Raw genomic sequence first — 13,199 nt, forward strand, 5'->3', positions numbered from 1 at the left:
CCACAGAGCGCACACAGATCCTACAAAACAGGTTCGATCAGGTACGAAGAAATTCGCCCGCCACCGATTCGGCGATCTGGGCCACGTTGAGAGCCGCGCCTTTTCGGAGATTGTCGCCGCAGATGAACATCTCGACGGAGTGCGGATCGTCCATCGACTGCCGCACCCGGCCCACCCAGGTCGGGTCGGTGCCCACGACATCGGACGGCGTGGGGAAGTCACCGGCCGCCGGGCTGTCGAAGAGCACCACCCCGGGCGCGGTCGCCAGGACCTCGTGCGCCCGGGCCACCGAGACCTCGTTCTCGAAGCGGGCGTGCACGGACATGGAGTGCGTCGCGACGACGGGCACGTACACACAGGTCGCCGTGACCTTGAGGTCCGGCAGACCCAGGACCTTCCGGCACTCCTGGCGGATCGCCAGCTCCTCGGACGACCAGCCGTCCCCGGCGTCGGTCCCGGCCCAGGGCACCACGTTCAGAGCCACCGGGGCTGCGAAGGGGCTCTTCTCGCCGTCGCCCAGCGCCCGCCGTACGTCGCCGGGGCGGGTGCCCAGCTCCGTACCCGCCACCAGGGCCAGCTGCTCGCGGAGCACGGCGACTCCGTCCCGGCCGGCGCCGCTCACCGCCTGGTAGGACGAGACGATCAGCTCCCGCAGCCCGAATTCGGCGTGCAGCGCGCCGACCGCGACGATCAGCGACAGCGTCGTGCAGTTCGGGGACGCGACGATGCCGCGCGGTCGCATCCGCGCGGCATGGGGGTTGATCTCGGGTACGACGAGGGGAACGTCGTCGTCGAGGCGGAAGGCGGCCGAGTCGTCCACGACCACCGCGCCCTTGGCGGCGGCGACCGGCCCCCACTGCGCGGACACCTCGTCCGGCACCAGGAACAGGGCGACGTCCACGCCGTCGAACACGTCCTCGGCGAGCGCGAGGACCTCGGTCTCCTCACCGCGTACGACCAGCTTGGTGCCGGCCGCGCGCGGAGAGGAGATCAGTCTGACCTCGCCCCAGACGTCCTCGTGCTGCGAGAGAATCTGGAGCATGACGCCGCCGATCGCACCGGTCGCGCCGACGACCGCGAGCGAAGGACGGCGTCCTGTCATCGGCCGGTGCCCCCGTAGACGACGGCCTCGTCGGAGTCGCTGTCGAGTCCGAATGCGGTGTGCACGGCGCGCACGGCCTCGTTGACGTCGTCGACACGGGTGACCACCGAGATGCGGATCTCGGACGTCGAGATCAGCTCGATGTTCACACCGACGTCGGACAGCGCCTCGAAGAAGCCCGCGGTGACACCGGGGTTCGTCTTCATGCCCGCGCCGACGAGGGAGATCTTGGCGATCTGGTCGTCGTAGCGCAGCGACTCGAAGCCTATGCCGGCGCGGCTGCGCTCCAGGGCGTCGATGGCCTTGCGGCCCTCGGCCTTGGGCAGGGTGAACGTGATGTCCGTGAGACCGGTCGAGGCGGCGGAGACGTTCTGCACCACCATGTCCATGTTGATCTCCGCGTCCGCGATGGCGCGGAAGATCGCGGCGGCCTCGCCCGGCTTGTCGGGAACCCCGACGACCGTGACCTTGGCCTCGGAGACGTCGTGGGCGACTCCGGAGATGATGGCGTGCTCCACCTGCTGGTCCCCTTGCGGCTCGTTGCTGACCCAGGTGCCACGCAGTCCGGAGAAGGACGAGCGGACGTGGATCGGGATGTTGTAACGGCGTGCGTACTCGACGCAACGGTGCAGCAGCACCTTGGAGCCGGAGGCCGCCAGCTCCAGCATGTCCTCGAAGGAGATCCAGTCGATCTTCCGGGCCTTCTTCACGACCCGGGGGTCGGCGGTGAAGACACCGTCCACATCGGTGTAGATCTCACAGACCTCGGCGTCCAGCGCGGCGGCCAGTGCGACAGCGGTCGTGTCGGAGCCACCGCGACCGAGGGTCGTGATGTTCTTGCCCTCCTGGCTGACCCCCTGGAACCCGGCGACGATGGCGATGTTGCCCTCGTCGATCGAGGTCCGGATGCGGCCGGGCGTGACATCGATGATGCGCGCTTTGTTGTGGACCGAGTCGGTGATGACACCGGCCTGGCTGCCCGTGAACGACTGGGCCTCGTGGCCCAGGTTTTTGATCGCCATCGCCAGGAGGGCCATGGAGATCCGCTCCCCGGCGGTCAGCAGCATGTCGAACTCACGCCCGGCAGGCATCGGGGATACCTGCTCGGCGAGATCGATCAACTCGTCCGTCGTGTCGCCCATCGCGGACACCACGACAACCACCTGGTTGCCGTTCTTCTTGGCGTCCACGACTCGCTTGGCGACACGCTTGATGCCTTCGGCATCGGCTACGGAGGAGCCTCCGTACTTCTGCACGACAAGGCCCACGTGCGCTCCTCGCTCAATAATGGTGCGGTCGGCTCAGTTTAACGAGCAGTCCGGAATCAACCCGTCGGTACCGGATGGTGAGATGTCCCGCCCACCACCCGAAACGGCATGTCGCTCCGAACTGCTCGTACCGGGCTGTTGCCCGCTGCCCCGGACCGCACGCCTCTTTGTGTCCCAGGACACAACAGGCGCAGCCGTCGCACAAGCCACGGAGGACCGTTACAGGACCGGTCGCAGGCCCAGCGGCCCCGCGATCTCCTCGGCCATCACACGCCCCGCCTCCTCGGCCAGGTCCCCGTCCCCCGGGTCCTGGTCGATGTCCAGGCCGTCGAGCTCCTGGAGCGGCTGGTTGAGCCGGATGTGGGCGATCAGCGACTGGAGCGCGCGCAGGGCCGAGGACGCGGTGGAGCCCCAGTTCGAGAAGTACGAGAACTGCCACCACCACATGGCCTCCGCCGTGCGGTCCGCCTCGTAGTGCGCGAGGCCGTGGCCGAGGTCCGTGACCAGGTCGGCCAGGTCGTCGGAGATGCGGTGGGGTACGGGCGCCTTGCGGGGCTCGTACGGGTCGAAGACCTCGGAGTACACGTCGATGGGCTCCAGGAGCTCCGCGAAGCGCTCACGCAGCCCGTCGGCGTCCGGCTCGGCGCCCAGGTCCGGCTCGTAGCGCTCGTCCGGGAGGATGTCCTCGTACGCGCCGAGTCTCCCGCCGGCCAGCAGGAGCTGGGAGACCTGGAGGAGGAGGACCGGGACGGCCTCCTCGGGCTCCTCCGCCTTGGACACCTCGGTGACCGCGACGATGAAGGTCTTGATCTGGTCCGCGATCTGGACGGCGAAGTCGTCCGGATCCTGCGTGACGGAGTTCAGCGTGGCGTCAGACATCGAGGGGACCTCCCGTGGGCACGGTCGCGAACGGTGGGTAGAACATAGCGCCGCCGCGCATAAAACCGCAGTCAGATGCCGGGTCACACATCGAGCAGCCGCCTCCCCTCGAAGGCGCGGCCGAGGGTGACCTCGTCCGCGTACTCCAGGTCGCCGCCCACGGGCAGCCCGCTGGCCAGCCGCGTGACCCGCAGGCCCATCGGTTTGACCATCCGGGCGAGGTACGTCGCGGTGGCCTCGCCCTCCAGGTTGGGGTCGGTCGCCAGGATCAGCTCCGTGATGGAGCCGTCCGCGAGCCGGGCCAGCAGCTCCCTGATGCGCAGATCGTCGGGGCCGACGCCCTCGATCGGGCTGATCGCGCCGCCGAGCACGTGGTAGCGGCCCCGGAACTCACGGGTCCGCTCGATCGCCACGACGTCCTTGGGCTCCTCGACCACGCAGATGACCGAGCGGTCGCGGCGCGCGTCGCGGCAGATGCCGCACTGCTCCTGCTGTGCGACGTTGCCGCAGATCTCACAGAAGCGGACCTTGTCCTTGACCTCGAGGAGGGCATGGGCCAGACGGCGTACGTCGGTGGGCTCGGCCTGCAGGATGTGGAAGGCGATCCGCTGCGCGCTCTTGGGACCGACGCCCGGCAGCCTGCCCAGCTCGTCGATCAGCTCCTGAACCACGCCTTCGTACAACGGAACGCCTCTCCTTTTTTCCTGCTCGTACCGTATCCGGTACGGGTGGGTCGCTACAGGGTCAGAACGGGAGACCCGGCATGCCGCCCAGGCCCTGGGCCAGCGGGCCCAGCTTCTGCTGCTGGAGCTGCTGGGCGTTCTCGTTCGCCGCCTGGACCGCCGCGACCACGAGGTCGGCGAGCGTCTCGGTGTCCTCCGGGTCCACGGCTCCGGGATCGATCACCAGGGCGCGGAGCTCGCCGGACCCGGTCACGGTGGCCTTCACGAGACCACCGCCCGCCTGTCCGTCGACCTCGGTCCTGGCCAGCTCCTCCTGGGCCTCGGCAAGATCCTGCTGCATCTTCTGGGCCTGCTGGAGCAGCTGCTGCATGTTGGGCTGGCCACCACCGGGAATCACGGTCACTCCTGGCACTTCGACGACGGATTGTTTCGGTATGCCGAGCCTACGTGTTCGCCCGACGCCGCGCCCCACCCGCCGGGGACCAACTCTTTCGGGTGAGTTCTGAAAAGTGCCTGCCGTGCTCCTATACCTGACCAGAGGCCGTGTCCAGGCGGGAATCCCGCGATTTCGACCCCGCGGCCCACCATTCGGCGGTAGGAAGAGGATGGGTATCCGTACCCGTACGCACAGCGAAGGTAACGCAGAGTTACACGGGTGGGGCCCCGGTCATATGCCGGACACCGGCCCCCTCCGTGACCGAGAACCGTGCCGATCCGCGTCGATACGCGCCGAACGCAGAGTGCAGAGGAGTGCCCCGGTGAGTCAGCCGGAGATGCAGCCCGAGGGGCCGCCCCGCAAGGAGTCCGGCGCGGGATCCGGTGCAGGCACCGGAACCGATCGGTCCGGTTCACGCTACGGTTCGAGCCCCCGGGACCTGACCGGCCGCGCCTTCCCCCTCGGCGACTGGGGTGAACCCGCCGAGCGGCTCGACGAGCTCTACCGGTGGGTCGAGGCCGGCGCCATGGAGACCGCCGACTGGTATCTGCGTGACCGGGTCCGCAAGCGGCGCACGGCCAGGCTGCTCCGGCTCGGCACGGCGGCCGGAGTGGTCGCGGGCGCGGCCCTCCCGCTGCTCGATCTGACCGGGGAGCTGCACGGGTCGGCCGGCTGGGGCTATCTGTCACTGCTGCTGGGCGCCGCGTGCATGGCGTGCGACCGGTACTTCGGCCTGACCTCCGGCTGGATAAGGAACCTCGCGACGGCACAGGCCGTGCAGCGGCGCCTGCAGGTGCTCCAGTTCGACTGGTCCTCCGAGTGCGTCCGGGAGGTGCTCGGGCCGACGGAGGGCACCGCCAGCGAGGCCGCGGAGCGGTGCCTGGGGGTGCTGCGACGGTTCTCGGAGGACATCACCGAGCTCGTCCGCATGGAGACGGCGGACTGGATGGTGGAGTTCCGGGCCGGGCCCGCGCCCATGGGCATGCAGTCGCTGGTGACGGGCGGGCCCGGCGGCCGCCCCGAGCCGGGGTCCGCACCCGGCCGGCTCACGATGCCTGCGGCGGTCCGGCCGAACATGCCGCGCCAGCGGCCGCCGGAGCCGCCCCGCTGAAACCGGACCCGCACGCTGAGACCGGACCCGCCCCGCTGAGGAAGCAGGGCGGCCGGCGCCGGTCAGCTGAAGATGATCATCGAGCCCTGCGCGAGGCTACGGGTGGCCGCCGCGTGCAGGCCCAGCCAGACGTGCCGCTCCCGGGCGAAGGGGTTCTCGTCGTACGGGACCGGAGCGGCCGGTTCCTCCAGCGAGGTGGGACCGGCGGGCGGAAGGGGGGCGGCCGGCGGGTTGGCCGGGTCGATGCCGATGGACGGGGCCACGAACTCCAGCTCGCGCAGCAGCCCGTGGGAGGAGCCCAGCGGGCCTCCGCCCTCCAGGAGCTGGTCGTCGGAGAGCGGCCGGGGGAAGTCCACCGGGACATACGCTCCGGCGTGGTCGTAGTGCCAGACCAGGTGGGACTCCTGTGCGCTCTGCTCGAACATCTCCAGCAACTGCTCGTAGTCCCCGCCCAGTTCGTCGACGGGCGTGACGGCGAGGCCGCTCAGCTGGAGCAGGTAGGCGCGGCGCAGGAAGTGCAGGGCGTCGTAGTCGAAGCCCGCGACCGGGGCGACGTCCCCGGTGAGTCCTGGCATGTAGGCGTAGACCGGCACGGGCGGCAGCCCCGCCTCGGTCAACGCCTTGTCGTAGACGGCGATCTCTTCGGCGAACGGATTGTCGGGGCTGTGGCACAGCACATCGACGAGGGGGACCAGCCACAGGTCACAGGCCACGAAGTCTCGCTCTCCAACGGGTTCGTGCGATGGTCGGGACAGCGTAATGCGGCCGCGACCCCGCGCACAGGGTGCGGGCCGACCGCGGTCCGCGTCGGAGCGGTACGCGCTCAGGTGTGGCCCGGATGCGGGGGGTCGTCGGCGGCCAGCCGGTCCGCCCAGTCCAGCCCGTGGGTGTAGTAGTCGTCCAGCACCGTGCGTACGGCCGGCCCGTCGGCGGCCGTGATCGCCTCCACCAGCTCCTGGTGGCCGTTCCACAGCCAGTCGCGCACGTCGCCGTCCCCGCGCAGGTACGGGACGGCGAAGGCCCAGGCCTGCATCCGCAGCCGTTGCAGGAAGTCGCTGATGTAGGCGTTGCCGATGACGGCGCCGAGCTCCCGCCAGAACCGCAGGTCGTAGCCGATGAGGATGTCGAGGTCGCCGCTGCGCGTCGCCCGTGCCGCCTCCTCGCCCCGGCGGCGTACGGAGACGAGAGCGGCGCGGTGCGCGCCGATCACGGCGGGCGCCGAACCGGAGCCGTCGAAGATCCGCCGGAACACCCCGTCTATGACCAGTGCGCGCGCCTCCACCATCGCCCGGTAGTCGGCGACGGAGAACTCGCGGACGCGGAAGCCGCGGTGCTGGTCGGATTCGAGCAGTCCCTGCGCGGAGAGGTCGAAGAGCGCTTCCCGCACGGGCGTCGCGGACACCCCGTACTGCTCGGCGATCTGCTTGACGGTGAACTCCACCCGTGGCCGCAGACGCCCGGCGAGCACCTCGTCACGCAGTGCGTCGGCGATCTGCTGCCGCAGCGTACTGCGGGTCACACCTCCGCCCGCACCCATGACGCCCCCTCCCGTTCTCGGCTCGGGTCACCTTAGACCGACCGGCGGACGGGGGACGGCACCACGTCCGGGCCGGTCACACCGTGCACGCGCCTGCTCTACAGCGTGTGCTCGTCGGCGACCGAGAGGGCCGCGTCAAGGGCCGCGAGGCCCTCCTTCGCCTCGGCCTCGGTGATGTTGCACGCGGGGACGACGTGGGTGCGGTTCATGTTGATGAAGGGCCAGAGACCGTGCTTCCTGCAGGCCGCGCCGAAGGCCGCCATCGGGGCGTTGGCCTCGCCGGTCGCGTTGTACGGGACCAGGGGCTCGCGGGTCTCCCTGTCGCGGACCAGCTCCAGCGCCCAGAAGGCGCCCAGGCCCCGCACCTCGCCGACGGACGGATGGCGCTCGGCGAGCTCGCGCAGACCGGGGCCGAGCACGTGCTCACCGAGGTGTGCCGCGCTCTCGACGACCTTCTCGTCCTCCATCACGTTGATCGTCGCGACGGCCGCCGCGCAGGCCAGCGGGTGCCCGGAGTAGGTGAGTCCGCCGGGGTAGGGCCGGGTCTCGAAAGTGGCGGCGATCTCGGCGCTGATCGCGACACCGCCGAGCGGCACGTAACCGGAGTTGACGCCCTTCGCGAACGTGATCAGGTCCGGCACGACACCGTCGTGGTCCGCTGCGAACCACTTCCCGGTCCGCCCGAAGCCGGCCATCACCTCGTCCAGCACGAACACGATCCCGTACCGGTCGCAGATCTCGCGGACGCCCGCGAGATAGCCGGGCGGCGGCGTCATGACTCCCGCCGTGCCGGGGATCGTCTCCAGGACGACGGCCGCGACGGTCGCCGGGCCCTCGAAGGCGAGGGTGTCCTCGAGGTGCTGGAGCGCGCGGGCGCACTCCTCGGCCTCGGTCTGCGCGTAGAACGGGGACCGGTAGAGGAACGGAGCCCAGAAACGGACGACGCCCGCCGAACCGGTGTCGGACGCCCAGCGGCGCGGGTCGCCGGTGAGGTTGATCGCCGTGGCGGTGGCGCCGTGGTACGAGCGGAAGGCGGAGAGCACCTTGTGGCGCCCGGTGTGCAGCCGGGCCATGCGGACGGCGTTCTCGACGGCCTCGGCGCCGCCGTTGGTGAAGAAGATCTTGTCCAGGTCGCCGGGGGTGCGCTCGGCGATGAGGCGTGCCGCCTCCGAACGCGCCTCGACGGCGAAGGCGGGGGCGAACGTGGCGAGCCTGCCCGCCTGTTCCTGGATCGCCGCGACGACGGTGGGGTGCTGGTAGCCGATGTTGGTGAAGACGAGACCACTGGTGAAGTCCAGGTAGCGGTTGCCGTCGTAGTCCCAGAAGTACGCCCCCTCGGCGCCGGCGACGGCGAGCGGGTCGATCAGGCCCTGGGCGGACCAGGAGTGGAACACGTGCGCGCGGTCGGCGGCCTTCACGGCCGCGCCCGCTGCGGAGTCGACGTACGGGGCGCGAGGGGCATCGGTGCTCATGCGGCGAGCGTATGCGGCGGCGCGGGGCGTCCTCCATGGCCACTGTGTACGGCTTGGGCCGCGCGGCTCGGCAGGGTGTCGGGTTCACGGCCGCGACCGGCCAACCAATTGACAGCATGCTGTCGTCATGACAGCCTTCTGTCATAGAGCTCGAAGTGCACAACGTTCCCGCCAGTTCCCCGACGGAGGTCACCATGACCGGCACGAGCGTCCACCTGGCCGTCTACGACACCTTCGCCGACTGGGAGCCGGGCTTCGCCACGGCCCAGCTCACCGACCACGGCCACACCGTGCGGACCGTCGGCCTCACCACCGCTCCCGTCACCACCATGGGCGGGGTGCGCGTCCAGCCCGACCTGGCGCTCGCCGGCCTGGCCCCCGGCGACAGCGAGCTGCTGATCCTCACCGGCGCCTCGCTCTGGGACACCGGCGACACGCTCGACCCCTTCGCCCGTGCGGCACGGGACTTCCTGGACGCCGGTGTGCCCGTGGCGGCCATCTGCGGGGCGACCGCGGGGCTGGCCCGCGAGGGGCTGCTCGACGACCGCTCCCACACGAGCGCCGTCTCCTTCTACCTCGCCGCCACGGGATACGCGGGCGGCGCGCACTACGTGGAGGCCGACGCGGTGACGGACGCCGGCGGGGCGTCGCGCGGCGCTCTCGTCACGGCGGGGCCGACCGAGCCGATCGCCTTCGCCCGCGAGATCTTCGAGCTGCTCGGGGTGTTCGGACCGAAGAAGCTGGACGCCTGGTACCGGCTCTTCCACGACTCGGACGCGAGCGCCTACGAGGAGCTGAACGAATGAGCGGTACGGCCGACGGGAACGCCGAGAACTCCTCGCTGCTCAGCCGCGCCGCGATCGGGGTGTTCCGGCTCAACGGCCGGTTCCTGGCCGTGGCCGAGGAGCTGGCCGGGCCCGCCGGGCTCACGGCGGCCCGGTGGCAGGTCCTCGGTGCGGTCCTTACAGAGCCGCTTCCCGTGTCGGGCATCGCCCGCGCGATGGGGATCACCCGGCAGAGCGTGCAACGGGTCGCCGACCTGCTGGTCGACCGGGGCCTCGCCGAATACGTCGCGAACCCGGCCCACCGGAGGGCCAAGCTGCTCCGGCCCACCGAGGAGGGACGGGCGGCGGTGAGCCGGATCGTCCCCGACCACGCGGAGTTCGCGGCACGGCTCGCCGAGGCGCTGGGCGAGGAGGAGTTCGCGCGGACCGTCCAGGTGCTGGAGCGGCTCTCGGACGCCATGGACACCCTGCCGTCCCCGGCCGGACAGCAGGGGGAGTCCTCCGGGGGCTGAGGGGCGGTCCACGGGCACCCGCGCCGCTATTCTCGACCCACGGCCCGCCACGGCCGTACGGGGGAGGAAGCGCACCATGGAGAAGCTGGGCTCCGGCGATCCGCAACGCATCGGCAGCTACCGCCTGTTGGGGCGCCTCGGCGCCGGCGGTATGGGCCAGGTGTTCCTGGCCCGCTCGGACCGGGGCCGCACCGTCGCCATCAAACTGGTCCGCCCCGAGCTCGCCGAACTGCAGCACTTCCGCGACCGTTTCCGTGCGGAGGTGCAGGCCGCCCGGCGGGTCGGCGGTTCCTGGACCGCGCCGGTGCTCGACGCCGGAGTGGACGACGCGGTGCCGTGGGTGGCCACCGGTTACGTAGCGGGCCCTTCGCTCCACCGCATCGTCTCGGGCCTTCCGGGCGCCCCGGTGACCGAATCGGGGGCGTACGGTCCGCTCCCCGGGCGCTCCGTCCGCATCCTGGGCGCCGGGCTCGCGGGGGCCCTCCAGGACATCCACCGGGCCGGGCTGATCCACCGTGACCTGAAGCCGTCCAACGTCCTGATGACGATCGACGGCCCCCGGGTCATCGACTTCGGGATCGCCCGCGCCCTGGAGACCGCCGCCGACGGCGGCCTGACCCGCACCGGGGCGATGATCGGCTCCCCCGGATTCATGTCGCCCGAGCAGGTGCGGGGCGAGCGTGTGACGCCCGCGTGCGACGTGTTCTGCCTCGGCTCCGTGCTGGCGTACGCGGCCACCGGCCGGCTGCCGTTCGGTGCGGCGGACAGCGGGGGCCACGCGCTGATGTTCCGGATCGCACAGGAGGATCCCGACCTCACCGGCGTGCCCGTCGACCTGGTCGAGCTCATCCGGGACTGCCTGGCGAAGGACCCGGCCGCGCGGCCCTCCACGGACAGCGTCCTGGAGCGGCTCGGCGACACGGACACGGCGGAGCCATGGCTTCCGGGCGCGCTGATCGCCCAGCTGGGCCGGCACGCCGTGGAGCTGCTGGATTCCGAGGACCCGGAGGAGGGCCCAGCGGAGGGCCCGCGGGCGGCGCCGCCCGCGCCCGTGCCGCCCGCCGCCCCCACCAGGCCCGCTCCACCCCCACCGGCACGGGCGCCCGGCGCCACGCACGGGCTCCCCACGGCGGTCGGGCCGCCTGTCCCGGTGTCGCAGCCGGCGTCGTACGGCTACCCGCAACAGCCCGCCCCCGCCTACGGATACGGGCCCACGCCCCCGTACGGCCCGCCGGGCGGCTTCGCCCCGCCCGCACCCGAGCGCCGCAGGGCGGGCTCCACCCTGCTGCTGGTGGCCGTCGCCCTGATCGTCGCGGTGGGGGCGGGCTGGGGGGTCTACGCCTTCATGCGGAGCGGGGACGGCGGTCCCACGGCGTCCCCGACCGGCAGCGTCTCCCCTTCCGGCGACGGCTCCACCGCGGGCGGGAAGAGCCCGGACGGCACCGACTCCGACGGCGCGGGCGAGGACGGCACAGGCGACGACGGCACCGTCCCGGCCGGATTCCTGGGCACCTGGTCCGGGGCCGTCGAGGGCGGCGCGGGAGCGTCCACCCGTCAACTCGTCGTGCATCAGGGCGAAGTGGGAGACGCGGTCCTGTCCCTCACCACCGAGGGCCCGCTCGACACCGGCGGCTCCTACCGCTGCGTGTTCCAGGCCGACCTGGCGAGCGAGCCCTCCTCCGGCGGGCCCGTCCGCATCGGCCCCTCCCGGGTCACCGAGGGTGAACCGCAGTCGTCGTGCACCCCGGGGGAGCCCACTGTCCTGACGCTGCTGCCCGACGGCTCCCTGCGCCGCGAGATCACCGCCACCGGCCAGAGCCTGACGTACACGAAAACAGGCTGAGCGGTACGGGACCGATCCGGCTCACGCCGCGAGTGCACCGTCCGGCTCACGCTGTGGGATCCGCCGTCCGGCTCACGCCGCGACGTCCACCGCCCGGAACGCGAGCCACAGGTCGTACCGTGCGCTGGGCGTCTGGAGCAGCGACCGGCACAGCAACGCCTCGAGCCGCGTGAGGCGCTTGCGCGCACCGGGCACGGAGATACCCAGTTCGGCGGCTGTCGGGCTCAGTTGGGCCTCGCAGCGCAGCCACGTGCGCAGGGTCTCCTCGGCCATCGGTCCGGCCTGGGCGAGGATGCGCAGCTGCTGGACGGCCCAGTCCTGTACTTCCGGGGCGCGCAGGACCGTGTCGAGGTCCTCGGACGGCGTGGAGACCGCGGGGCCGGAGCGGCGCAGGGCCGGAGTGGCCCGGATCCGCAGCGCCAGGTCGACGGCCGCCTGGTCCGGCACCCGGTTCAGGTCCAGGCCGAGGAGTTCGCCGACGAGCTTGAGGCGGGCGGCCAGGGTGTTGCGGTGGATCTTCAGGTGCTGGGTGGCATGGGAGGAGAAGGCCAGCCAGGACGCGACGGTCGCCGACAGCTCCTGGCTGCCCGGGTCCTGCGAGCGGCGCGGCAGATGGGCGAGGAGGGGGGCGAGCAGGGCATCGGCCCACCGCGCGCCGGCGGCGCCGGCCACCAGCGCGGGCTCCTGGGCGGCGCCGAATCTGGCGTGGCGCCCGGGGAGCCCACGGGCGACGGCGAGGGCGTGGAAGGCCTGCTGGTAGGCGGTCGCCGTGTCGGGCAGCCGTACTTCCTCGCTGACGCCCACTACACAGTCGTCCACGAGCCCGGCGACGGCCGCTCCGAGTGTGCGGCCGCCCTCCGGCCCCTCCGCCTCCGTCTCCTCGTCCGCCGGCACGATCAGGATCAGATGCCGGGCGTAGACCGGGCAGCGCACGATCCATGTCCGGCCGCCGGAGACGTCCGTACAGATCCGGGCCACCTCGTCCCGCTGCCCGCCGGAGCACTCGACGACGCAGACGCGTACGGGATCGGGGAGCTTCGGCCGCAGGGCGCCCGCCACCTGGTGGGCGATGGAGAGCTGGCCCGTCATCAGCAGATGCAGCACGGCCTCGCGGCCCCGGGATTCCGCGAGGTCCACCCGACGCCGTTTGCGTTCGACGCTCTCCGACGCCCAGGACAGCGCCAGCGGCATCACCGCGTCGGCCATGAGCGTGGTCAGCCCGCCGGGCAGAGGCTTGGGTGCTACGAGAGCGAGGACCGCGCCGTCGGTTTCGGGTGTCCGGTCGAGGGGAAGCAGCAGCGCGGAGCACTCCTCGGTGTCGAGGGCGTACGAGCCGGCGCTCCGGGCGGTCAGTTCCCGCGCCGCCCGGGCGGCGAGTCCGGCGGCCTCGTGGCCGGGCCAGCGGACGTTCCCGGCGACGGACTGGAGCACCGTGCCGCCCCCGTCCAGGATCCCGGCCCAGCCCTCGGCCCGCTGGGCCAGCCTGCGCAGCAGCTCCGGCGACCCACCGGTCCGCGCCAGCCGGTACATCAGCAGTACGTCGTCGGCCCGTTCACGCGCACGCACGTGTC

13 protein-coding genes are annotated in these 13,199 nt (G+C 71.8%); 4 read left to right on the forward strand and 9 right to left on the reverse strand.

All coding sequences use genetic code 11. From position 1 onward, the window contains the following. Window positions 1–37 precede the first annotated feature (37 nt). The 5 genes from ACIQM3_RS24470 to ACIQM3_RS24490 form a co-directional block, all read right to left on the reverse strand. Window positions 38–1,102, reverse strand: coding sequence for an aspartate-semialdehyde dehydrogenase (locus ACIQM3_RS24470; RefSeq protein ID WP_401627570.1), 1,065 nt, complete (start codon window positions 1,100–1,102; stop codon window positions 38–40). Next, entirely contained in the window at window positions 1,099–2,370 is a 1,272-nt protein-coding gene (locus ACIQM3_RS24475; RefSeq protein WP_104787074.1) for an aspartate kinase, read from the reverse strand. The genes ACIQM3_RS24470 and ACIQM3_RS24475 overlap by 4 nt, the downstream gene beginning before the upstream one ends. Before the next feature lie 219 nt (window positions 2,371–2,589). Next, window positions 2,590–3,249: a DUF5063 domain-containing protein gene (locus ACIQM3_RS24480; RefSeq protein ID WP_401627572.1), complete on the reverse strand. Its 660-nt coding sequence runs from the start codon at window positions 3,247–3,249 to the stop codon at window positions 2,590–2,592. An 83-nt stretch (window positions 3,250–3,332) separates the two neighbouring features. Then, entirely contained in the window at window positions 3,333–3,932 is a 600-nt protein-coding gene (gene recR / locus ACIQM3_RS24485) for a recombination mediator RecR (protein ID WP_099173476.1), read from the reverse strand. Window positions 3,933–3,993: 61 nt separating this feature from the next. After that, on the reverse strand, window positions 3,994–4,329 hold the full coding sequence (locus ACIQM3_RS24490) for a YbaB/EbfC family nucleoid-associated protein (RefSeq protein ID WP_356713924.1): 336 nt from the start codon (window positions 4,327–4,329) through the stop codon (window positions 3,994–3,996). 361 nt (window positions 4,330–4,690) lie between these two features. Between ACIQM3_RS24490 and ACIQM3_RS24495 the strand changes: the two genes are divergently transcribed. After that, window positions 4,691–5,479, forward strand: a complete 789-nt coding sequence (locus ACIQM3_RS24495; protein WP_401627574.1) for an SLATT domain-containing protein — start codon at window positions 4,691–4,693, stop codon at window positions 5,477–5,479. Between the two features lie 62 nt (window positions 5,480–5,541). Here the strand turns inward: ACIQM3_RS24495 and ACIQM3_RS24500 are convergent, their stop codons facing one another. From ACIQM3_RS24500 to ACIQM3_RS24510, 3 genes are all read right to left on the reverse strand, one after another. Continuing rightward, window positions 5,542–6,192: a hypothetical protein gene (locus tag ACIQM3_RS24500; RefSeq protein ID WP_401627576.1), complete on the reverse strand. Its 651-nt coding sequence runs from the start codon at window positions 6,190–6,192 to the stop codon at window positions 5,542–5,544. A gap of 110 nt (window positions 6,193–6,302) precedes the next feature. Beyond that, window positions 6,303–7,016, reverse strand: a complete 714-nt coding sequence (locus ACIQM3_RS24505) for a GntR family transcriptional regulator (protein WP_401627578.1) — start codon at window positions 7,014–7,016, stop codon at window positions 6,303–6,305. Between the two features lie 98 nt (window positions 7,017–7,114). Continuing rightward, on the reverse strand, window positions 7,115–8,488 hold the full coding sequence (locus ACIQM3_RS24510) for an aspartate aminotransferase family protein (protein WP_401627580.1): 1,374 nt from the start codon (window positions 8,486–8,488) through the stop codon (window positions 7,115–7,117). 194 nt (window positions 8,489–8,682) lie between these two features. Here ACIQM3_RS24510 and ACIQM3_RS24515 point away from each other — a divergent pair, with 194 nt between their 5' ends. The 3 genes from ACIQM3_RS24515 (at window position 8,683) to ACIQM3_RS24525 (ending at window position 11,628) form a co-directional block, all read left to right on the forward strand. Continuing rightward, window positions 8,683–9,294 carry a DJ-1/PfpI family protein gene (locus ACIQM3_RS24515; protein ID WP_401627582.1) on the forward strand — a complete coding sequence of 204 codons (612 nt, stop codon included), beginning with the start codon at window positions 8,683–8,685 and terminating at the stop codon, window positions 9,292–9,294. Further along, window positions 9,291–9,785, forward strand: coding sequence for a MarR family winged helix-turn-helix transcriptional regulator (locus ACIQM3_RS24520; protein ID WP_401627584.1), 495 nt, complete (start codon window positions 9,291–9,293; stop codon window positions 9,783–9,785). The genes ACIQM3_RS24515 and ACIQM3_RS24520 overlap by 4 nt, the downstream gene beginning before the upstream one ends. A gap of 76 nt (window positions 9,786–9,861) precedes the next feature. Beyond that, window positions 9,862–11,628 carry a serine/threonine-protein kinase gene (locus ACIQM3_RS24525; protein ID WP_401627586.1) on the forward strand — a complete coding sequence of 589 codons (1,767 nt, stop codon included), beginning with the start codon at window positions 9,862–9,864 and terminating at the stop codon, window positions 11,626–11,628. 72 nt (window positions 11,629–11,700) lie between these two features. On the opposite strand, the gene ACIQM3_RS24530 is transcribed toward ACIQM3_RS24525, so the two are convergent. Then, the gene (locus ACIQM3_RS24530) at window positions 11,701–13,158 is read right to left on the reverse strand and encodes a helix-turn-helix domain-containing protein (RefSeq protein WP_401628360.1); all 1,458 of its coding nucleotides are present in this window, start codon (window positions 13,156–13,158) and stop codon (window positions 11,701–11,703) included. Between the last annotated feature and the right edge of the window lie 41 nt (window positions 13,159–13,199).

This window comes from Streptomyces sp. NPDC091271, assembly GCF_044757505.1.
GTDB lineage: Bacteria > Actinomycetota > Actinomycetes > Streptomycetales > Streptomycetaceae > Streptomyces.

What these genes read in the sequence shown, in the direction of transcription:
- ACIQM3_RS24470 (WP_401627570.1), bottom strand. Translation starts at nt 1,102, where the DNA reads ATGACAGGACGCCGTCCTTCGCTCGCGGTCGTCGGCGCGACCGGTGCG.
- ACIQM3_RS24505 (WP_401627578.1), bottom strand. Translation starts at nt 7,016, where the DNA reads ATGGGTGCGGGCGGAGGTGTGACCCGCAGTACGCTGCGGCAGCAGATC.
- ACIQM3_RS24480 (WP_401627572.1), bottom strand. Translation starts at nt 3,249, where the DNA reads ATGTCTGACGCCACGCTGAACTCCGTCACGCAGGATCCGGACGACTTC.
- ACIQM3_RS24515 (WP_401627582.1), top strand. Translation starts at nt 8,683, where the DNA reads ATGACCGGCACGAGCGTCCACCTGGCCGTCTACGACACCTTCGCCGAC.
- ACIQM3_RS24530 (WP_401628360.1), bottom strand. Translation starts at nt 13,158, where the DNA reads ATGTACCGGCTGGCGCGGACCGGTGGGTCGCCGGAGCTGCTGCGCAGG.
- ACIQM3_RS24510 (WP_401627580.1), bottom strand. Translation starts at nt 8,488, where the DNA reads ATGAGCACCGATGCCCCTCGCGCCCCGTACGTCGACTCCGCAGCGGGC.
- ACIQM3_RS24520 (WP_401627584.1), top strand. Translation starts at nt 9,291, where the DNA reads ATGAGCGGTACGGCCGACGGGAACGCCGAGAACTCCTCGCTGCTCAGC.
- ACIQM3_RS24525 (WP_401627586.1), top strand. Translation starts at nt 9,862, where the DNA reads ATGGAGAAGCTGGGCTCCGGCGATCCGCAACGCATCGGCAGCTACCGC.